The 20679-nt window shown below is 66.3% G+C and carries 17 protein-coding genes and 1 riboswitch; of the genes, 6 read left to right on the top strand and 11 right to left on the bottom strand.

The features are described from left to right. Window positions 1-2: 2 nt before the first annotated feature. From F622_RS0104220 to F622_RS0104250, 7 genes are all read right to left on the bottom strand, one after another. Window positions 3-293: a DUF2149 domain-containing protein gene (locus F622_RS0104220; RefSeq protein WP_018138715.1), complete on the bottom strand. Its 291-nt coding sequence runs from the start codon at window positions 291-293 to the stop codon at window positions 3-5. Next, window positions 290-733 (bottom strand): MotA/TolQ/ExbB proton channel family protein, encoded by a 444-nt coding sequence (locus F622_RS0104225; protein ID WP_019571406.1) that lies wholly within the window; start codon window positions 731-733, stop codon window positions 290-292. The genes F622_RS0104220 and F622_RS0104225 overlap by 4 nt, the downstream gene beginning before the upstream one ends. A 143-nt stretch (window positions 734-876) precedes the next feature. Beyond that, window positions 877-5430: a cobaltochelatase subunit CobN gene (locus F622_RS0104230; protein ID WP_019571407.1), complete on the bottom strand. Its 4554-nt coding sequence runs from the start codon at window positions 5428-5430 to the stop codon at window positions 877-879. Window positions 5431-5543: 113 nt separating this feature from the next. Further along, a complete protein-coding gene (locus F622_RS0104235) occupies window positions 5544-6098 on the bottom strand; it encodes a cob(I)yrinic acid a,c-diamide adenosyltransferase (protein ID WP_026287978.1) in 555 nt (184 codons plus the stop codon). Between the two features lie 3 nt (window positions 6099-6101). Further along, on the bottom strand, window positions 6102-7892 hold the full coding sequence (locus F622_RS0104240; protein ID WP_019571408.1) for a TonB-dependent receptor domain-containing protein: 1791 nt from the start codon (window positions 7890-7892) through the stop codon (window positions 6102-6104). Between the two features lie 140 nt (window positions 7893-8032). Further along, window positions 8033-8279: riboswitch (cobalamin riboswitch) on the bottom strand. Window positions 8280-8366: 87 nt separating this feature from the next. Then, on the bottom strand, window positions 8367-10265 hold the full coding sequence (locus F622_RS0104245) for a hypothetical protein (protein ID WP_018938708.1): 1899 nt from the start codon (window positions 10263-10265) through the stop codon (window positions 8367-8369). Window positions 10266-10397: 132 nt separating this feature from the next. Next, on the bottom strand, window positions 10398-11636 hold the full coding sequence (locus F622_RS0104250; RefSeq protein WP_019571409.1) for a cyclopropane-fatty-acyl-phospholipid synthase family protein: 1239 nt from the start codon (window positions 11634-11636) through the stop codon (window positions 10398-10400). A 291-nt stretch (window positions 11637-11927) separates the two neighbouring features. Between F622_RS0104250 and fnr the strand changes: the two genes are divergently transcribed. The 3 genes from fnr (at window position 11928) to F622_RS0104265 (ending at window position 13775) form a co-directional block, all read left to right on the top strand. After that, window positions 11928-12659 (top strand): fumarate/nitrate reduction transcriptional regulator Fnr, encoded by a 732-nt coding sequence (gene fnr, locus F622_RS0104255; protein WP_038034789.1) that lies wholly within the window; start codon window positions 11928-11930, stop codon window positions 12657-12659. Then, window positions 12652-13134 (top strand): DUF2390 domain-containing protein, encoded by a 483-nt coding sequence (locus tag F622_RS0104260; protein WP_019571410.1) that lies wholly within the window; start codon window positions 12652-12654, stop codon window positions 13132-13134. The genes fnr and F622_RS0104260 overlap by 8 nt, the downstream gene beginning before the upstream one ends. Window positions 13135-13205: 71 nt before the next feature. After that, window positions 13206-13775: a DUF2058 domain-containing protein gene (locus tag F622_RS0104265; RefSeq protein WP_018146028.1), complete on the top strand. Its 570-nt coding sequence runs from the start codon at window positions 13206-13208 to the stop codon at window positions 13773-13775. Between the two features lie 33 nt (window positions 13776-13808). Here the strand turns inward: F622_RS0104265 and F622_RS0104270 are convergent, their stop codons facing one another. The 4 genes from F622_RS0104270 to apbC all read right to left on the bottom strand — a co-directional run bounded on the left by F622_RS0104270 (window position 13809) and on the right by apbC (window position 16745). Beyond that, entirely contained in the window at window positions 13809-14027 is a 219-nt protein-coding gene (locus F622_RS0104270) for a hypothetical protein (protein WP_026287977.1), read from the bottom strand. Between the two features lie 95 nt (window positions 14028-14122). Continuing rightward, entirely contained in the window at window positions 14123-15028 is a 906-nt protein-coding gene (locus tag F622_RS0104275) for a carbamate kinase (protein WP_018176352.1), read from the bottom strand. A 31-nt stretch (window positions 15029-15059) separates the two neighbouring features. Then, window positions 15060-15626 (bottom strand): dCTP deaminase, encoded by a 567-nt coding sequence (dcd, locus tag F622_RS0104280; protein ID WP_018146031.1) that lies wholly within the window; start codon window positions 15624-15626, stop codon window positions 15060-15062. A gap of 27 nt (window positions 15627-15653) precedes the next feature. Then, the gene (gene apbC, locus F622_RS0104285; protein ID WP_018146032.1) at window positions 15654-16745 is read right to left on the bottom strand and encodes an iron-sulfur cluster carrier protein ApbC; all 1092 of its coding nucleotides are present in this window, start codon (window positions 16743-16745) and stop codon (window positions 15654-15656) included. Between the two features lie 453 nt (window positions 16746-17198). Here apbC and metG point away from each other — a divergent pair, with 453 nt between their 5' ends. The 3 genes from metG (at window position 17199) to F622_RS0104300 (ending at window position 20667) form a co-directional block, all read left to right on the top strand. Beyond that, window positions 17199-19238: a methionine--tRNA ligase gene (gene metG, locus F622_RS0104290; RefSeq protein ID WP_019571411.1), complete on the top strand. Its 2040-nt coding sequence runs from the start codon at window positions 17199-17201 to the stop codon at window positions 19236-19238. 101 nt (window positions 19239-19339) lie between these two features. Continuing rightward, window positions 19340-19960 carry a methylthioribulose 1-phosphate dehydratase gene (gene mtnB, locus F622_RS0104295; RefSeq protein ID WP_018169457.1) on the top strand — a complete coding sequence of 207 codons (621 nt, stop codon included), beginning with the start codon at window positions 19340-19342 and terminating at the stop codon, window positions 19958-19960. Then, a complete protein-coding gene (locus F622_RS0104300) occupies window positions 19960-20667 on the top strand; it encodes a hypothetical protein (protein WP_019571412.1) in 708 nt (235 codons plus the stop codon). The genes mtnB and F622_RS0104300 overlap by 1 nt, the downstream gene beginning before the upstream one ends. Window positions 20668-20679 lie beyond the last annotated feature (12 nt).

The raw sequence follows: 20679 nt of genomic DNA on the forward strand, positions 1-20679 counted from the left end.
GGCTATTCGCCGATCAGGATCATCCGCCCGGTCTCCGGGTCCCGGTAGACCTGCCCCATGGATTCGAAGCCCGAGCCGGCCTCGCCGGCCCCCTCGGGCGGGTCCGGGATCTCGCGCCCGGGTTCGATCTCGGCACCGCCGCTGGCCGGTTCCAGCCCGCTACCCGAGGCGGCCATCACCACCATCAAGCCGACGGCGAACACCAGCATGATGTCGGCCAGATTGGCCAGCGGGCCCATCGGCTCCTCGTCGGGCGCGTCGAAACGGCTGGCGCGGTAGTGCGGGACCCTCATGCCGCCGCCTCCATACGCTCCATCGCCGCGTCATACCAGCGCCGGCGCAGCCGCCCGAGCAGGAAGCCGAGGATGCCGATCAGCAGCCCCAGCACCGTGGTGTTGAACGCCACCGTAACGGCCTGGGCGAGGATTTCCAGTTCGCCCCGGCCCATCGCGGCCAGCCCCGGACCCAGCGGGATCAACGTCCCCATCAGCCCGAGCATCGGGCCGATGCGCGCCAGCAGATCGGCGCGGTCGATGCGCCGCCGGGCACGGTAGGCGAGGCGTTCGGCATCGCCGCTCAATTCCAGACGGCGTACCCCACCGGAGCGTTCACCCAGTGCCAGCCCGAGCTCCCAGACGGCGACCGCGACCAGCACCAGCAGGCCGACGATCACCGGCTCCAGCAGCCAGCGCACCACGGTGTCCATCAGCTCCATCGTGATCGAGAAAGACATTCGGTTTACCTCGTTACCCTTCGTTCAATCATGACACCGGCCCTGTAGAAGTCTGCTGGCAGGCGAAGCACCTGCCCGAGACCGCCAGGGCATGGTCGGTTCGCATGCCAGCAGGCGCCTACAGGCAAAATATCCAGCGAGCGTTATCGGCGACGGCCGGCGGCGATACCGCCGAGCAGCAGCAGGAACAGCGCAGCGGCAACCAGCCAGGGGAGCCAGGGCATACCCGCCGTCTCGTCGCCGGGCTCCTGGCCGCCCTCGGTCTTGGCCGGCTCGGGGATCTCCTGCATCTCGCGCGCCGCCGGATCTTCCAGCGGCTGGATCTCGGTGACACGGCTGGGGTCGGCTTCCGGCTCCGCCCGATCGATCTGCGCGGCCGCCCGCACGGCGTCGAAGGCCTCGCGCAGGTCAGCGTCGTCCAGGCGCTCGGCCACCTCGTCCAGCATGGGATGATCCGGGCGCGTGTGACCGCTGCCGGGCAGGCCGTGCTCGGCGACCAGTTCCGCGAAGCGCTCGGACAAGGCATCCAGCACCTCGGGATCGGCGTCCCAGAACCCGTGGCTGGCCGCGACCAGGTGCACGGCCTGCAGGTGAGTTTTCACGTGCACGTTGTGGCCGTCGGCCAGGAACTCCTGCATCCCCAACCCGTGGCGGTCCTGGAGGTACACGTCGTGCACCTCGTCCCAGACCCAGGAGCGGATGATCTCCGGGTTGGTCACCTGCCAGCCCCACAGGTTGTCGACGAAGTCCCGGGCCATGGTGCGGGCCCCGGCATAGCCGTGATCCATCAGCGGCTCGATCCACTGCGGGTTCAGGTTCTGCCCCTGCAATTCGCGCATCAGCGCGCGGCCCAGGGTCTCCACCCGCGGGTCGTCCGGATCGGCATGCTGCAGCACGCGGTTGTCCGGCACCTCGCCGCGGATGCTCTCGACCGCGGTGGACAGACCGCCCTGGAAGTCGAACCCATCGTCGTTGTCCAGCAGGCCGTAGAGATGCGAGGCCCGCCCGAGGTAGGTCCGCCCGACCTGGCCCAGACGGGCCTCGAAGGCCTCGTGCGCAGAGCCACCGGACTCATCCGCCCCGTAGGCATGGCCCATGCGCCGCAGGTAGGCCGCACCCAGTTCGGCACGGTCCTCCCAGGCGCCGGAGCGATCCGCCAGGCGGTTGACCCCCGCGCCGTAGGCCCCGGGCGCGGAGCCGAACACGCGCAGGGCCGCCTGCTGCCCGGCCCCGGCGCCATCGAGCCCGGCCGCACGCAGGGCCTGGGTGTCCTCCACCCACTGCGCGGCCACATCGTTACGCGCCAGCGGCTCGTCGCCCGGATCGCGCAGGTCCTGCCCCAGCGGGGCCAGGGCCGCCTCCAGTGCCTCTTCCAGTTCGGGGTATTCCGCAAGAATGATCTCGGACGAGCCATCCAGCGCGAGGCGGGCGGCACGATCCAGCCACACCAGCTGGTCCTCGTAGAGGTCGCGGAACAAACCGGAGGTGGTGAACAGGGCATCGCGACGGCGGTCACGCTCCGCCTCGTCGAGGTCCATGCGCTCCAGTCCCTGGACAATCCCGCGACTGTTCCAGGCCGGGCGAATGCCCAGCATATCCATGCCGAAGGCGATCATCACGCCCTCGTCGCGCACGGTATCCGACGCCCAGAGGATGATCGCCTCGCTGCCGTCGGCCTCGGGATCGCCGTGCTCACGGGCATCCGCGGCCAGTTCCTGGCCAATGCCCCAGGCAATGCGCGTGGGCACCAGATCCGCCGCCAGCGCATGGAAGTTGCGCCCGGTCGGCAACACCTCCGGCGTCCGGATCGGATCGTTGCCCTGCCCCGGCGGCACGAAACGCCCCTCCAGGGCCGCCAGCAGATGCGCACGCTCGCTGGCCGGCGATCCGCGCAGCTTCGCGTCCCAGTCGTCGCCGATCGCGTCGTCACCGGCCATCGACTCAAGCATCGTGTCCACGGCCTCGTCGCTCCAGTCGCGCCCGAACACGTGCAGCCCCAGCGGCATCTGGTCTTCCTGCATGTCGGTCAGGTAGTGGCCGATCTCGTGGACCAGCAACTCCTCGTCCATCTCGGACAGCCGGGTCGTGGCGTGTTCGTCATGCCCCTCATCCGCATGCTCGTTCTCATGATCATGCTCATGGGCGTGCTCGTGCTCTTCATCCCCATGTTCCCGGTGATGGTCCGCGTCACGCTGCTCGTCGCCATGTTCGTCCGCATGACCTTCGCCATGCCCGGTGGTGTCGGGCTCTTCGTCATGACCCACGTGGTGATCGCCGTGGTCGTCATGGTGGTGCCCGTGGTCGTGATGATGCCCCCGGGCCATTTCCCGCTCGATGGTCTCGGTCAGGCCGAGATCCTCGATACGTTCGCGCAGGGTCTGTACCGCCCGCGAACGGGTGGCGGCATCCGGCTGAGCCGCGGCCTCGTAGGTCTCCACCAGCTGGCGCAGTTCCAGCAGGCTGTCGTACAGCTTGGTCGCCGCCAATGGCGGGGTCAGGTGGCTGATCATCACGCCCATGGCCCGGCGCTTGGCCTGGATGCCCTCGCCCACCCCATCGACGATGTAGGGGTAGATGATCGGCAGGGCGCCCCCGAGGATCTCGGGGTAGTCATCTGCCGCCAGACCCGCCCGCCGACGCGGCAGGAATTCCCGGGTCGAGTGGCGGCCGACATAGACCAGCGCATCCGCCTCGAAGTGATCGCGGATCCAGTGGTAGAAACCAACATACTGGTGGGTCGGCGGGAAGGTGGTATTCGCGTGCAGCAGGCGCTCGCTGACCTCCCAGCCGCGCGGCGGCTGCGGGCCGATGAACACGTTGCCGAACTCGATCCCCGGGAACAACATCTCGCCGTCGCGGGTCATCGCCTCGCCCGGCGGCTCGCCCCAGCCGGTCAGGCCGGGGATGCCCGTGCGCACCAGCGCCTTGCGCAATTGCTCGGTCGTCGCATGCGCGTCCTCACCCGCCAGCGTGGCCTCCCAGGCCGCCTCGAATTGTGCGAGCAGATCCAGCGCTCGATCCTGGGCCGCGTGCGGATAGCTCTCGAGCATGTGGCGCAGATCACCGACACCGCTTTCCAGCGCGGCTTGTGCCAAATCGATCTCGTCGGCGGCTTTGGCCGCCTCCAGCCTCGCCTGCAGGTAGCCGATCGGGCCATCCACCAACTCGGCCCGGATCGACTCCGGCAGGGCGTCGAAATAGGCCTGGTACTGCTCGCGATCGAGCGCGGCCACCCGGCCGGCGATCGCGTCCAGCGCATCTGCCTGCTCCGGGAGATTCACCGCCCGGTCCTGGATCATGTCCAGCAGGGCTTCGGCATCCTCCGGCACGTTGTCGCCCAGGTCATAGCCGGCCGCCTCCAGCCGCTGCAACATCTCCAGCAGGGACTCGGGCACATCCAGCTTGTCCGCGCCGATGTTCTGGCGACCCGGCGGATGGTTGTAGTAGACGACCGCGACCCGCTTGTCCGCGTTGTCGAGGGTGCGCAGCCGCTGCCAGCTTGCCACCCGGTCGGCCAAAGCCTCCACGCGCTCGCCCACCGGCTCGGTCAGTATCAGGCGCACACCCGTGCGTTCATCCTGTTCCGGGGCGCCCGCGGCCGCCAGCACCATCGGCTGGCTCATACCCTGCAACTCCGGCATGGCCACGTGGTAGTGCACCTTGTCCCAGGGGATGCCTTCGTGCGACAGCCGCCACTGGGCTGCGCTCACATCCGCCAGGCGGATGCCCTTGATCACCGGGACATCCAGCTCGCCGAAGGCCTCGGCCACCGCCTCGCGGTTGCCGCCCCCGCCGACCACGAAGTCCTGCAGACTCACGATCCCGGCGAGATCCGCCGGCCCGGTCACCTTCTCCAGCGTCTCGATCGCCTCGCGGCTCGCCCCGCCCCAGCGCGCGAGCACCACAAAACACTGGATGTCGCGGTTCTCCAGGGCCTCGCAGGCCGCATCCAGCAGGGCGCGGTCGCCCGGCCGGTCGCCGGTATCCAGATCCAGGAGCGCCACGGCCGGACCCTCCTCCAGATCGAGGGCGTCCGAATCGGGGCTGGAGCTGCCATGGCGGTAGTAGCGGATGGTCTCGCGCGGGTCCGGGTCCGGTACGTCGATCGCGTGCCCGCCATGCGCGGCCAGCCAGCGCATCAGGCCCTCCATGTTCTCCGGCGTGCGCCCCTGGTAGAACGCCCGCCCGGTCAGCCAGTCCGCCTGTTCGGGGAAGCGCTCCTGCTGTCGGGACAGGTGCGCGCGCGGGTCCTCACCCGGATCCGGGTTGGCCGCCAGTTCGGTACGCATCTCGTCATCGAGCCCCGCGAGTACGGCCTCACCGTCGATCCGCGACAACGCCGTCAGGTGGCGAACGCTGTTGATGGCCAGGATCGGGGCTCCCTCGGGCGGCGGGGCCTCCCGCAACAGGCGATCGAGGCGCGCGGCCTGATCCCCGAAGACGGCCGCGACGAGCACCGCGTCCGCCTCGCGCCACAGCGCCGCGACGGCCTCGTCCGACTTGTCCGTGAGCTGCTCCGGGGTGCGCAGTACGACCTCCGCCTCCGGATGGGCCTCGAGGAAGCGATGCGCCCCGGCGGCGACCTCCGCCGCCGAGCGATCGGAAACAACACCCACCAGGAGCGGCCCGGCCCCGGCCGTTCCGACGCCGAATAGAAAAAACGCAATAGCAATCAGGGTTGTGCGACGAAAACGCATGGAGATTTCCCGAAAAACAGGCGCAAGGGGCCGCGAGGCGTGTACCCGACACGCCAGCGACCACTGCAATGGGATTGGGGCGCCGCCGCAGCGGCGCCCCTCAGAAGAGCGCTTCAGCCACGCCGGCTGGCCGGCTGCCAGAGGACCTCTTCGCCGTTCTCGTGGCGCGCGAGCACGCGACAGAGCACAAACAGGAGATCCGACAGCCGGTTGATGTAGGCCAGCGAACCCGGGCGCAACGCCTCGTGGTGATTGAGCGCAACGAGACGCCGTTCCGCCCGGCGGCAGACCGTACGGGCGATATGACAATCGGCCGCGGCAGGCCCGCCGCCCGGGAGGATGAACTCCTCCAGGGCCGGCAGATCATCGTTGAAGGACTCAAGCTCCACGTCCACACGCTCCACGGAGGCATCCGGCAACGCCTGATGGCCCGGCACGGCCAGTTCCGCCCCCAGGTCGAACAGCTCGTGCTGCACCAGCGCCAGCGAGCGCCGGACCTCTTCGGGCAGGTCATGGATCAGCAACCGGCCGATCACGCTGTTCAGCTCATCCACATCACCGAAGGCCTCGACGCGATGCGAGTCCTTGTCCACTCGCGAGCCGTCACCAAGGCCGGTTCGGCCTTCATCACCCGTGCGGGTCGCAATCTTCGACAGTCGATTACCCATGGATCACCTCTGCTGATAGCGCAGTTTCACGAACGCGGCACGCCCCGGCTGGTTGTAGCCGCCCGCCGTCTCGTAGTCCTTGTCGAACACGTTCTGGACCGAAGCCTGAAGCTGCCATTCCGGATGGATCTGATAGCTCGCGCGTAGGTTCAGAAGGCCATAGCCAGACAGCTGTTCATCGTTGTTGGCATCGTTGTACGAGCGACTCTTCGCGATCACAGACCCCCCGACCGAGAAACTTTGGAACTGCCGATCCAGATCGAAGCGGGCAGTTACCGGGGACCGGCGAGGAAGTTCATTGCCTGTTTCACGATCCTCTGCATTCAGAAGGGTCAACGAAGCGCGCGAAATCCAATCATAACGTTCGTATCCACCCTCCAACTCAAGCCCGGAAATCCTCGCTTCGTCGACGTTTTCAGGTGGCCAAACTGGAATCATTTTTTCCACTCTCGATTGGAAAATCGAGGCATCCAGATACCCTTGATCAAAGCTAGCGCGAAGGCCTATTTCAGCCGTTTCGGACTCTTCTGCTTGAAGTTCTGGATCACCCGCCCCCGGCCAATACAGTTGGTTAAACGTAGGCGCATTGAAGGCCGTTCCATAAGACGCGCGCAGCCGTAGGATGTTGGTAGCCTGCATACCCCAGGCTACCTGCCCTGTCACCTTGTCGCCAAACTGTTCATTGTCGTCATAACGCAAACTTCCCTCGAAATCATGGCGGCCCAAGCCAACCTGAATCACCGAGTATGCTCCAACGTTGTACCGAGAATCTTCAGCATAATCGGTGGTGCTATCCACCCGGTCTTCATACGCATCGATGCCGGCAATCAAATAAACACGATCCGTTATCTCGAGATCGTTTCGCCAATCCACACCGTTGCGTTTGGTATCGAAGCGAGAAGAAAAAGCGCCTTCGTTGAAATTATCGTTCTCATCGCGACTGTGACTAACACTGAATTCGGTATCCCAAAAAGGGGTTACAGGCACTCGCAAGCCACCACGAAGGGCGGCATGCCGAAAATCGGTTTCATCTTCAGTGCCGTCTATTTCGGTTCTACCCTCTGAATACAGCACATTACCGAAAACCTCGACTCCATTATCGAGCCGGTGCGAGACCTTGGTGGCAAGCGAGGTGTTGTCATAGCCATCGCGGTCTTCATCGCCCACACCGTCTTGGACGTTGATGCCGTCGGTATCGAAGTGGCTGACCGAGAAGCTGTAGTTCGTGTTTTCGGTACCACCCGCTACGCCAACGCCGACCTCCCACGTATTGAAACTACCGCCACCGAAAAATGCACTAACCTTCGGCGGCCCCTTGCGGCCTTCACGGGTGAAGACTTGCACAACCCCTCCGATCGCGTCGGAACCGTAGATACTGGTGCGCGGTCCGCGCACGATCTCCACGCGCTCGATCTCCTCCGGCGGCAGGAACTGCCAACTTGCCCCGCCACCCGTCGCAGAACCCATTCGAACTCCATCGACCAGCAACAGGGTGTGCCCAGAGCTCGACCCCCGGGTGAAGACGGAAGTGGTCTTCCCGAAGGCGCTGGTTTGGGAGGTCTCGATGCCGGCTCGCCCTTCCAGAAGATCGGTGAACTGCTGGGGCTGCAGGCGCTCGATCTCTTCACGGTCGATGATGGTCACCGCCGCGAGGGTCTGGTCTACCGTCTGTGCGATGCGCGAAGCGGTGACCTGGACGGTCTCCAGGGTCTGCGCTTCGTTGGTATCCGGCGTGTCCGCCAGAACGGGAGTAGTGGCCAGAAGGATGGCCGCGGAAAGTGCTGTGCGTTTCATTTTTTGTTGTCTCCCGGCGAGCCGCCCGCACGCCGTTGATTCGTCGGGATCGCGCAGACAGGGGGAGACAGACACGAGGGGGATCGGCCAGGACCGGCGAACGGCCCGGCACGATCATCCGCCTCGCATGCCCGCCGCATGCCGCGCGATCATTCCCTGGCCGGTCTCCGGGCTGACGAGCGTCCGATGCGGCGCCTTCCCGAACATCGTGTTCAGTGGCACTGGCCGCGACCATCAGAAACCGACAGACGGTCTCTCGCTCGATCACCGTTGCGGGGGCAGCGTCGGACTCGTCCCGAGGCCTTGCAGCCCGCCGGAGACTCACCGATCTTCCCGTTTAACCCGCCAAGCAGCGCTTGGTCGGGCACCGAGGAACGCAGCGAACCCTACACAGTTGGGCGCAAAATTACCAGCCGCGAACCCACCCACCACGCGATCCCGAGTGACGCTAGCAGGCTCGCATATCGATGCCGATCAGCGGCGGCGCCGTTCCTCCGCGTACAGGTAGCGGGTCCCGCGCTTGAGCAGCAGACCCCAAGCCTTGTCCTGCAGCATGGCGTCGAACTCGGGCGAGCGCTCGGCACGCAGCGCCACTGGGTGCGACTCGTCCCCGGTATGGGTCGCCAGCATCTCCAGGCGCTCGCGATTGGCCCCATAGTGGCTGACCAGAAAATCGCGCATGGAGTCACTCAGTGGCAGGTTGTAGATGCGCGTGAGGCGCAGCGCCAGCCACTCGGCCATGCGCCCGAGATCCTGCCGGACCTTGCGCACCATCGCCGAGCCCAGGCCTGCCTTGGCATCCGCGCTCATGCCCACGTAGAGCCCGCCCAGATAGGCCGCGGGGTTGGCATAGATCGCGCGCTGGATACTGGGATTCGTAAGATCCACCAGCGGCTCCATGATCAAGGCGAGCTGGATCCCGATCCGCTTGGCGGTCTCCGCATCCAGCGCCGAGCCGCCAAAGTAAAACAGGTCACCCTCGCGCTCGATCTTGAGTTCCTTGAGGAAAGAGCAGAAGTGGCTGGCCAGTTTCAGCTTCTGGTCGTCGGTCAGTTCGATCAGCTCCTCGCTCACCCGGATGCCGCGCACGCTGCGTTTGAACCAGCGCTTCTCACCCCGCTTCTCCACCTGCGCCCGACGCAGGGCCTCCCAGCGTTCTACCGCGTTGGTGTACCGGCTTTGCGACTGCATCAGGTGGTCGCGCGCCTCACGCAGGTCCTCGACTCGGCGCAGCGCAAGACCGAGGAGCTGCCCATCCGCGGAATTTTCCGGAGGTTCGAGATCCTCCAGTCGCTGCAGCGCCTCCAGCACCTGACGACCCAGACTGACGATCGGCTCGCGCAGGGCCTGTGGATCCAGGCCCGACGCCTCGTGCTGGGATAGCAGGATGCCGAGGGAGCGCAGGCGGCTGACCACCCCGGCCTGAGCCACACGGAAGCGGTTGCCCTGGGATTCGAGGCGGTCCAAGGCAGCCCCGAGCTGCCAGCCCCCCGACCATTCGAAGCTCAGCCGCTTGATCTGGCGTCCGTTCACCAACTCGAAGGCGAGGACAAAGATCGCTTGTACGTCATCGAGGGTGCAGCGCGCCAGGTCATCGGCGTCCGCGGCGGAGAACAGTCGATCCAGGAACTGATCCACCCGGCGCACACCGTCCTCCTGGGTTGGCGCCACGCCCCGCAAGCGGTCGCGCAGGAGATCCGCAACCTCCGGCGCCTCGTGATGCAGCTTCTCCAGGGCCGCGAGCCGGGAGTCCTCGGTCGCATCCACCAGATCCGCGACGCGCGAGCGCAGCCCCAGGCGACGATAAATCTCGATCTGCTCCGCGGCAGCCGCCAGGCTGGCATCGCCGGTCATCTCGCGCACCGCGACCGCCACGGCCTCGGGGGCGATATCCACTTCGTGCAGCAGGACTTGGGCTGCCTTGCGCCGGCGCATGTCCGGGGTCATCTCGCCCATCGCCAGGTCGCGGGTGACGAACAGCAGATCCGGCAGCAAGTCGATGGTGTTGCGCAGCTGATCGCGCGAGCGCTCCTGGCGCTTGCCCCGTGTGGCGTCCGCAACGAAACGCGCGACCAGGCCGATGACCCCGAACAGCAGGGTGTAAACGGCAAAGAAGATGAAGTTCTGTGCCGGGGCGGCGTGGCCGAAACCGAGGAAGTAGCCGCCCTGCATTGCCAGGAACGTGACTGGCCCGGCGGCCCACAGCAACTGCAGGAAGTTCAGCGACCAGGGAACACGCCGCGCGGTGGCGGCCACCTCGGTAATGCGGCTGCGCCCGGCCGCCTCGATCAGGACGTGTTCCTGTGACGGTCCGCCGGCCTGCGGGCTTTCCTGGCCCTGTGCCTCCCTGCGTTTACGAAAGCGACCGAACACGCGCCCCTGCTCCGGAATGGGTGGTTACCGCCGGCATGGCCGCAACGTGACCACTAGTGTAGGGAATGCGCGTTCGGTTCGCCCGAGTTTTGCAGTACTTTCGGGATCGGCCCCGGATCGCTCCCCTCGCCTTCAGGCGGCGTCGCTGGGCTGTGCCCGGGCCTTCCCGGGCGGTGTGGAGATCACTTCGGGGGCATCGTCACGATAGAGGTAATCGCGGGTCAACGGCACCGCATCCTGCTGCTTGGCCATCTGCACGTGGAAGACCACCTGATCCCACCAGCGGAAGGTGGCCTCACAGCTGGCCAGGTAGAACTCCCACATGCGGCAGAAACGCTCATCGAAGCGTTCGACGGCCTCGGCCCGCACCTTCTGGAAGCGGCGATACCACTCGGCCAGCGTCTCGGCGTAATGCAGGCGCCAGAACTCGATATCGGTGGTGTACAGCGGCGTGGGCTCCAGCGCGCCCATCACCTCGGACAGGGCCGGCGTATACCCGCCCGGAAAGATGTACTTGCTCAACCACGGGTTGGAGGTGCCAGGCGGCTCCTGGCGCCCGATGGTGTGCAGCACCGCGATGCCTTCCGGCTTCAGCAGATCATGCACGCGCCGGAAGAACGTCTCGTAGTTGGGCGTGCCCACATGCTCGAACATGCCGACGCTGACGATGCGGTCGTACTGGTCGTCGTGTTCGCGGTAGTCCTGATAGAGGAACCGCACCCGATCCTCGAGCCCCCGACGCTTGGCCTCGTCACGGGCAACCCGCAACTGCTCCTTCGACAGCGTCACGCCATCCACATGGACACCGGCATGCTCGGCGAGATGGAAGGCCAGACCGCCCCAGCCGCAACCGATGTCGAGCACCCGCATGCCCGGCTCCAGCATCAACTTCTTCCGCAGCATCGCGCACTTGGCCTGCTGCGCCTCTTCCAGCGTCATATCCGGGCGCTCGAAATAGGCGCAGCTGTAGAACATGCCCTCGTCCAGGAACTGACGATAAAGCCACTCATCGACGTCGTAGTGATGGGCGATGTTCTGGTAACAGCGCGCCACCTTGTTGCCCTGCTCGATCAGGGCCCGCAGCATGCGCACTGCAGGGTTGACCCGCTGCTTGAACATCGGCGCGAAGTTGCGCATGGCCACGTCGAGGAACACCTGCAGGCCCTCGGGGCCGGGCGACCACAGGCCGTCCATGTAGGTCTCGCCCAGCTGGAAGCCCGGGTCGCGCCCAATCTTGCGTAACGCCGCCTTGTCATGCACCTGCATGGTGATTTCCGGCGCGCCGTTCCCGAAACGCTGCTCACGGCCATCCGGATGCCGCAGCACGAAGGTCCCGTAGCGTATGTACTGCTCCAGTAACCGCTCGATCATCTCTACCCCTGTCCTTGTTCTAGCGGTCGGGTCTCTCAGCCCCCACGCGTAACGCCGAACGTGACCGTGCCGCAGACTCTAGACTCAGTCTAATAACCGATGTCTCGCATTGTCCACGCAGCCGCCGGAGGGAGAAGACACCGAGCCATCTCGATGTGCGGCCCGGCTGACCGACGGCAAACCCTTCTGTAATCGCCTACAACTCATGGGGACAGTACCGCATTCCCATCCCCGATGGCATACCCCGAAGATCGCTTTCCCCAACGTCGAAAAAACGGCTACCCTGCACCCATGACGCTACGACCCACCCAAGCCTGCCAGCACTGCACCCTGCGCCAGCTTTGCCTGCCCATGGGCCTGCCCCAGGATGAACTCTGGCAACTCGACCAAATCGTCCAGCAACGCCGGCCGATCGCCAAGGGTGCGCCCCTGTTCACCATGGGGACCAAGTTCGAAGCGCTGTACGCGGTCCGCACCGGGGCACTGAAAACGGTGCTGATCTCCGATGACGGGACCGAACAGATCACCGGCTTCGCGCTGGCCGGCGACCTCCTGGGGCTGGACGCGATCCACTCCGGCAAGCACCCGGTCAGTGCCATTGCACTGGAGTCCACCAGCGTCTGCGCCGTGCCCTACGGCCATGTCGACGACCTCGCCGGCCGCCTGCCGACCTTCCGCCAGCACATGATGAGCGTGATGAGCCAGGAGCTGGCCCAGGACGAAAGCCTGCACGCCTTGCTCGGCCAACGTACCGCGGAGCAGCGTCTGGCGACCTTCCTGATCGCCCTGTCGGAGCGTCATCGCGCCCGCGGCCTGTCCCCCGAGCGGTTCTACCTGCCCATGTCACGGGCAGACATCGCCAACCACCTGGGCCTGACCCAGGAAACCATCAGCCGGCTGTTTACTCAGCTGCGCAACCAGGGCGTAATCAACCTGCACACCCGGGACCTGGAGATCCTCCAGCCCGACGGCCTGCGCAACACGGCCGGGGTCACCTTCACCTCCGCCGCGAGCAGTGCCTGAAGCCGGGGACACCCCGGAGCCGGCCACGGACTTCGACGCCTTCTGGGCATTCGCCGACGCCCTGTGGGTCGATCCCACCGCCCGCGAACGTCTGATGCGCTGGCAGGACGAATTTGGCGTGGACGTGATGCTCGCGTTGTTTGCCCTGTGGTACCCGCAGCCCCTCGGACCCTCGCAATGGCGCGTACTGCGGCAAACGGCCCGGCGCTGGCAGTCATCCTCCACCGAACGCCTCCGCGCACTGCGCCGGCGGCTCCACACCCCCGAGCGCAACGCGCTTTACCGCGCGGTGCTGGCACTGGAGCTTCAAAGCGAGCGGCTCGCCGGCCTGCAACTGCTCGCGGAGGCCCGGCGCCTGGCGCCGCAGACCACCCCCGCATTCGCCATCGACCCCCAGCGTCGATTGCGCACCCTGTTCCCCGATCTGCCGGACGCCGAGATCCGCGACGGATTGCGCGAGTTCATGGCCGCCTGAACAGCGCGTGCTGCACGCAAGGGCGCATTCCGGCTATGCTCCCCGCACATTGACCGAACACGGCAGGATTCATGTCGGATGATCTGCGCAGTCAGCTCCTGAAAACGGGGCTGGTCGACGAAAAACAGGTTCGCCAGGCCAAGTCGCAAAAGCACAAGGCCCAGAAAGGGAACGCGAAGAAGAAGAAGGACCGCAACACGGGTCCGGACCCGGGCGTGGCCGAGGCGCGCAAGGCCGAGCAGGCCGAGCGTTCGCGACAGAAGAACCGCGAACAGCAGGAACGTGCCGAACGCCGGGCCCGCCACGCGCAAATCCGCGAACTGGTCAGCACCCACCTGGCGCCGATTCCCACCGGCGATGCCGCGCTGGATTATCACTTCCAGCAGGGCGGGCAGATCCGCCACCTCCCGGTGACCGCCGACCTGCAAAAGCGCCTGGCCGACGGCCGCGCCGCGCTTGCCGGCCTGGATGTGCGCCCGGAAAAGGGGTTCCGGGTCATCCCACGCGAGACCGCCGACCGCATCCGCGAGCGCGATCCGGAATGGCCACTGGTCATCCCCGCCGAGGACGAAACCGGATCGGAACCTGCCCCGGACGACCCATACAAGGACTACGTGGTACCCGACGACCTCATGTGGTGACCGCAGGGGAATCCCCGCAGGCCAACGATCCAATCAGTCGGTTGCGCGCTTCACGTCCGCGGCGGGCATGCCGCTTTGCTGCGGGCGCCGCGCCTCGTCACTGGACATGTCCTGCGGCGTGATGCCGCCCTGCTCCAGGCCCTGGGCGGGGCCGGCCGACTCCTCCGGCTCGCCGCTGCCGCAGCCTAGCGCCAGCAGACCCACGGCCGTCAGACCGATCACCAGGGGGGCGGCTCGCTGAATCTCTCGCATCATCTTCACTCTTGATCCATGTGTACTCGAAGCCTGCAAACTCTGCGGCGGGCGTGCAACATCGAGTGTAACAGGCGGGGGTTCCGGCAAGGGCTTCAGGCGGCGCCCACCGGCAGGATCCGGGTCCCCGCCTGCCCGGCCAGGATAGCCGCGGCGTCCTCCAGCGAACCGATCCCGACCCGAATGCCGCCCTGGGCAGCGCGCCGTGCAGCCTCCATCTTCGGCCCCATGGAACCGCCCGGGTACGCCGCCGGCTCCACGGCCGTAACCAGAAGCGCCTTCAGGCGCCGGGCGTCCGGTGTGCCCCAGTCCATGTAGACGCCGTCGACATCGGTCAGCATCAACAACCAGTCCGCCCCGACATGCGCGGCCAGGCGCGCGGCCGTCAGGTCCTTGTCCACCACGGCCTCGATGCCGTATAGACGCCCGTCGCCGTCACGCGCGACCGGTACGCCGCCGCCCCCGGCACAGATCGCCACCGACCCGCCATCCACGAGACTGCGGACGGCCTCCATACCCAGCAGGCGTTGCGGCTCCGGCGACGCCACCACCCGCCGCCAGCCCTCGCCGTCTGGTGCCACGTCCCAGCCGCGCTCGTCGGCCAGCGCGCGGGCGCGGGCCGCGTCCCAGGTCGGGCCAATGAACTTTTCCGGGTGGTCGAAGGCGGGGTCGTTCGGGTCGACCTCGGTCTGGGTGAGCAAGCTTGCCACCCGGTCATGGCCCAGCGCGTTATGCAGCTCCCGCGCCAGGATGTAGCCGATCATGCCGTGGCTCTCGGCCCCGACCACATCCAGCGGCCAGGCGATGCGATCGCATTCCGCCTGATTGGCGAGCAACCCCACCTGGGGCCCGTTGCCGTGGGTGACGACCACCTCGTGCTCGCGCGCCACGGCCGCGATGGCTGCCGCCGCACGCTGGGCGTTGTGCTGCTGGGCCTCGGCCGAGGGGGTCTCGCCGCGTTGCAGCAGGGCGTTGCCGCCCAGCGCGATCACGATACGCATGGCGGGCCTACTCCGTACTTGAAGGGTTGGGTCAGGTGCGCGGGAGCGTGACGCCGCGCTGGCCCTGGTATTTGCCACCGCGGTCCTTGTAGGAGGTCTCGCAGACCTCGTCGGACTGCAGGAACAGCATCTGCGCCACGCCCTCGTTGGCGTAGATCTTGGCGGGCAGCGGCGTGGTGTTGGAGAACTCCAGCGTCACGTGGCCCTCCCACTCGGGCTCCAGTGGGGTCACGTTCACGATGATGCCGCAGCGCGCGTAGGTCGACTTGCCCAGACAGATGGTCAGCACATCGCGCGGGATGCGGAAGTACTCGACCGTATGCGCCAGGGCAAAGGAGTTCGGCGGGATAATGCAGCAGTCCGACTGCACGTCCACGAAACTGCCCTCGTCGAAGCCCTTGGGGTCGACAATGCTGGAGTTGATGTTGGTGAAGATCTTGAAGTGATCGGAGCACCGCACGTCATAGCCGTAGCTCGAGGTCCCGTAGGACACGATCCGCTGCTCGTCGCGGTAGCGGATCTGGCCGGGCTCGAAGGGCTCGATCATGCCCTTCGTCTCGGCCATCTCCCGAATCCAGCGGTCCGCCTTGATGCTCATTGGGCCTGTCCCTGGTGGCGCACCGGATCAGTTGTCCTGGATCACGATGTTGGGGAATTTGCTGCTGTAGTCCTTGGACTGCTCGGCCAGCTTGGCACCCGTGCGCCGTGCGATCTCGCGGTAGATCTCCGTGATGCGGCCCTCCGGGTCGGCGACCACGGTGGGTTCGCCACCGTCCGCCTGCTCGCGGATGCGGATGTCCAGCGGCAGTGCGCCCAGCAGATCCACGCCGTATTCCTCCGCCATGCCCTCGGCGCCGCCCTGGCCGAAGATGTATTCCTCGTGGCCGCACTTCGAGCAGATGTGGATGCTCATGTTCTCGATGATGCCGAGCACCGGCACCTCGACCTTCTCGAACATGCGCAGGCCCTTGCGCGCATCCAGCAACGCGATGTCCTGCGGCGTGGTCACGATCACCGAACCGGAGACCGGGATCTTCTGCGACAGGGTGAGCTGGATGTCACCGGTGCCCGGCGGCAGGTCGATGATCAGGTAGTCCAGCTCCTTCCAGTTGGTCTCGTTCAGGAGCTGCTCCAGCGCCTGGGTAACCATCGGGCCACGCCAGATCATTGGCGTGTCCTCGTCGATCAGGAAACCAATGGACATCGCCTGCACGCCGTGGCGCTCCAGCGGCTCCATGCTCTTGCCGTCCTTGGATTCCGGCTTGTCCTTGATCCCCAGCATGCGCGGCTGGCTGGGGCCATAGATGTCGGCATCCAGGATACCGACCTGCGCGCCCTCGGCGACCAGGGCCAGCGCCAGGTTGACCGCGGTCGTGGACTTGCCCACCCCGCCCTTGCCGGAAGCCACGGCGATGATGTTCTTGATCCCCGCCATTGGCTTCAGGCTCTTCTGCACCGCGTGGGTCGTGACCTTCGTGCTGATGGTGACCTCGGAGGACTCGAGCCCGGCCACACCCGCCAGTGCACCCTGGATGGCGGCGCGCAGCTCGTCGTGGTACCCAGCAGCGGAATACCCCATCTGGATATCGATCGCGGCACGGGCACCGTCCACGCGAATGTCCCGGACCTCGCCGGCGGCGACCAGGTCCTGCTCGAGGTACTTGTCCTGAACGGTCTTCAGGGCGTTTTCGATCTGCTCTCGCGCGAGTTCGGCCATGGGTACGTGGCATCCGATGTTGGGAGTGATCGCGCGATTCTACTGGCCTCGGTGCACGACGCCAATGGCACCACGAGCCACCCGTCCTTTCCGAAGCCCCCGGGCGCGAATCAAGGCAGGTGTCAAGGCCCTTGCGACGGTTTTATGCACAAAGGGCCTGAAGATAGGGAACATCGGCCAAGATAGGCGAACAAGCATCTAAGTCGCTGCACCATTGTTCTTCAAGATACTGTTTTCCCTACCTTCTTATGTGTTGGTCGTTTTTTAACCAATTTGTCATGCGGCCTTGTGTGGCAAGGCCTGGCGACCGATTCCACCGGGTTGCCCACAGAGTTATCCACAACTTCTGTGGACAACATGCCGGAGCCCTTGGCACGCCTCGACAACCCGCGATCCAAACCCGACAATAGCGCCCCTGCACCCGCGCCCGGTGCCACCCAAACGAGCCAAGCAATGACCGATACCCCGCGCAAGATCCTCGTCACCAGCGCCCTGCCCTACGCCAACGGCCCGATCCACCTGGGCCACCTGGTGGAGTACATCCAGACCGATATCTGGGTGCGCTTCCAGCGCGCGCGCGGCCACGAGGTCATCTATGTCTGCGCGGACGACGCCCACGGCACGCCGATCATGCTCAAGGCACGCGCCGAGGGCATCGAGCCGGAAGAACTGATCGCCCGCGTGCGCCAGGAGCACGAGGCCGACTTCGCCGAATTCCGCATCGGGTTCGACCACTACCACTCCACCCATTCGGACGAGAACCGCGAGCTGGCCGGGCAGATCTACACCGCGCTGCGCGATGCCGGACATATCGAGACCCGAACCATCGACCAGGCCTATGACCCCGAGGCCGGGATGTTCCTGCCCGATCGCTTCATCAAGGGCACCTGCCCCAAATGCGGCGCCGCGGAACAGTACGGCGATTCCTGCGAGGCCTGCGGCGCGACCTACAGCCCGCTGGACCTGAAGGACCCGGTCTCCGCGATCAGCGGTGCGCGCCCGCAGTCGCGCGCCTCCGAGCACTACTTCTTCAAGCTCGGCGACTTCGAGGCCTTCCTGCGCGAATGGACCCGCTCCGGACGCCTGCAGGACGCGATCCGCAACAAACTGGACGAGTGGTTCGACACCGGTCTCAGTGACTGGGACATCTCCCGCGACAAACCCTACTTCGGCTTCGAGATCCCCGATGCGCCGGGCAAGTACTTCTACGTCTGGCTCGACGCACCGATTGGCTACATGGCGAGCTTTCGCGCCTACGCCGCGCAGCAGGGGCTGGACTTCGACGCCTGGTGGGGGGCGGACTCCGACGCCGAGCTGTATCACTTCATCGGCAAGGACATCGCCTACTTCCACACCCTGTTCTGGCCGGCCATGCTGCACGGTGCAGGCTATCGCACCCCCTCGGCGGTGTTCTGCCACGGCTTCCTGACCGTCAACGGGCAGAAGATGTCCAAGTCGCGCGGCACCTTCATTCGCGCCCGCGACTACCTGGAGCACCTGAACCCGGAATCCCTGCGCTACTACCTGGCCGCCAAGCTAGGCGACAGCGTCGACGACCTGGACCTGAATTTCGAAGACTTCGTACAGCGCGTGAACTCGGACCTGGTCGGCAAGGTGGTCAACATCGCCAGCCGTTGCGCCGGTTTCATCAACAAGCGCTCCAACGGCGAACTGGCCGCGGAACTCCCGCGGCCCGACCTTCACGAGGCCTTCGTTGCCGAGGGCGAGGTGATTGCCGAGGCGTTCGAGAAGCGCGAATTCGCCCAGGCGATGCGCCGCATCATGGCCCTGGCCGACCAGGCCAACCAGTACATCGACGAGGTCCAACCCTGGGTCCTGGCGAAGCAGGAGGGCCGCGAGGCAGAGGTCCAGGCGATCAACACCCAGGGGCTGGACCTGTTCCGGATCCTGATCGTCTATCTCGCCCCGGTGCTGCCAAAGCTCGCCGCCGACGCCGCCGAGTTCCTGAACCTGGAAGACACCCGCTGGGCCAGCCGCGAGCCGCTGGTCGGACGCAGCATCCAGAAGTTCAAGCCGCTGATGACCCGCATCGAAGCGGAGACCATCGACAAGCTGCTGGAGGCGTCGAAGGCCACCCTGGCCGCGACCGAGGCATCCAGCGCCACCGACAACGCCGCCCCGGAGGCGACCGTGGATCCGATCGCCGCGACCATCGACTTCGACACCTTCGCCCAGGTGGATCTGCGCATCGCGCGCATCGCCAACGCCGAACACGTCGAGGGCGCGGACAAGCTGCTGAAGCTGACCCTGGACATCGGCGACGAGACGCGCCAGGTATTCGCCGGCATCAAGTCCGCCTACGCGCCGGAGGACTTGATCGGTCGGCATACCGTGATGGTCGCCAACCTGGCCCCGCGCAAGATGCGCTTCGGCGTCTCCGAGGGCATGGTGCTGGCCGCCGGCCCGGGCGGCTCGGAGCTGTACATCCTGAATCCGGATGACGGCGCCCGGCCCGGCATGCGCGTCAAGTAGTGCCCGCCCCCGGCGGCGCGATTTACGCAGAACACCCGCGGCCCATGGATTTGCGCCCGTTGCTCGCGTAAGCTGCCGCTCTTTTCTCGGTCCCCGGACGCATGGAACAAAGCCCCGAATTCAAAGCACAGATCCGCCTGCTGGCCGACGCCGGACGCGAGCTCGCGGAACGCGGCTGGCTCCCCGCGCGCACCGGGCACTTCTCCGCGCGCCTGGATGACCAGCACATTGTCATTACCGCTCCCGGGCGCGGCAAGGATCTGCTGGATGCGCACGACTTCATGGTCGTCGATCTGGAAGGCCACCTGATCTCCGGCAGCGGAGACCCCGGCCCCGAGACCTTCCTGCACATCATCATGTACCGCCACGACCCCAAGCTGGGGGCCGTGCTGCACACGCACAGCGTCCACGGCACGGTGCTTTCGCGCCAGGTCGCCGGGACGCTGCTGCTGCGCGACTACGAGGCCCTGCGCGAACTCCCGGGTTGCGAACACCCCTCGCGCGGCCTCCAGATCCCGGTGTTTGCCAATCACCCGGACATGCAGCAGCTGGCCGCCCAGGTCGACGCCGCCATGACGCGCAATCCGGAGCTCGCCGGGTATCTGATCAACGGGCACGGCCTCTACACCTGGGGTCAGACCGTAGAACTGGCGATGCAGCGAACCGAAGCCTTCGAGTTCATGTTCGAATGCGAGACGCTGGCCCGCCAGCTCGTCGTGTAATGGCCGCCTCTGCCGCGCATTCGGCGCCTCAGGCCATCATCCTGGCCTTCGAAGGGATCCTTGCCCCATCCGGCGTGCTGCGCGAGACGCTGGAGCCACATGCCCAAGAGGCGCTGCCCGGCTTCCTCGAGCGTCACGCGGAGTCCACCGCGGTACAGCGCACCCTGGCGGATATCCTCGCCTACTCCGGGCGCGAGCTGGACGCGGATGGCCTGCTCGCCCAGATCCGCGCCTGGATTCGCGGCGGTCAGGACATTACCCCGGTGCGCCAACTGCAGGGCATGGTCTGGGCGGACGCGCTGGAGGCCGGTGCGCTGCAGCCGCAACTGGACGCGGCCACAGCCGAAGCCCTGGTGCGCCTGCACGCGGCCGGCGTCGCCCTCTACAGTTTCGGCGCAACCCCGGCCCCGGTGCAGCGCGACTGGCTGCGCCACAGCCCGCACCCGGAAGTGGAAGAGTGCCTGGACGGGCTGTTCGATACCCGGATCGGGGGCCGGCGGGATGCCGGCAGTTACCGCCGTCTGGCGGAAGAGATCGGCCGCACGCCCGAGACGGTGCTGGTCCTGTCCGCGCGTGGCGACGAGCTCGATTGCGCGCACCAGGCCTGGCTAATGACCGCCCGGCCCGAGGCCGACCCGAATGCGCAGGACGCGCATCCGGTACGGTCCTTGACCTCGCTCATGCCCGCGGGCGCGCAGGGCGGCTAGTCTCTTACTCAG

Origin of the sequence: Thioalkalivibrio sp. ALMg3, assembly GCF_000381225.1 — a bacterium.
Taxonomy (GTDB): Bacteria; Pseudomonadota; Gammaproteobacteria; order Ectothiorhodospirales; family Ectothiorhodospiraceae; genus Thioalkalivibrio; species Thioalkalivibrio versutus.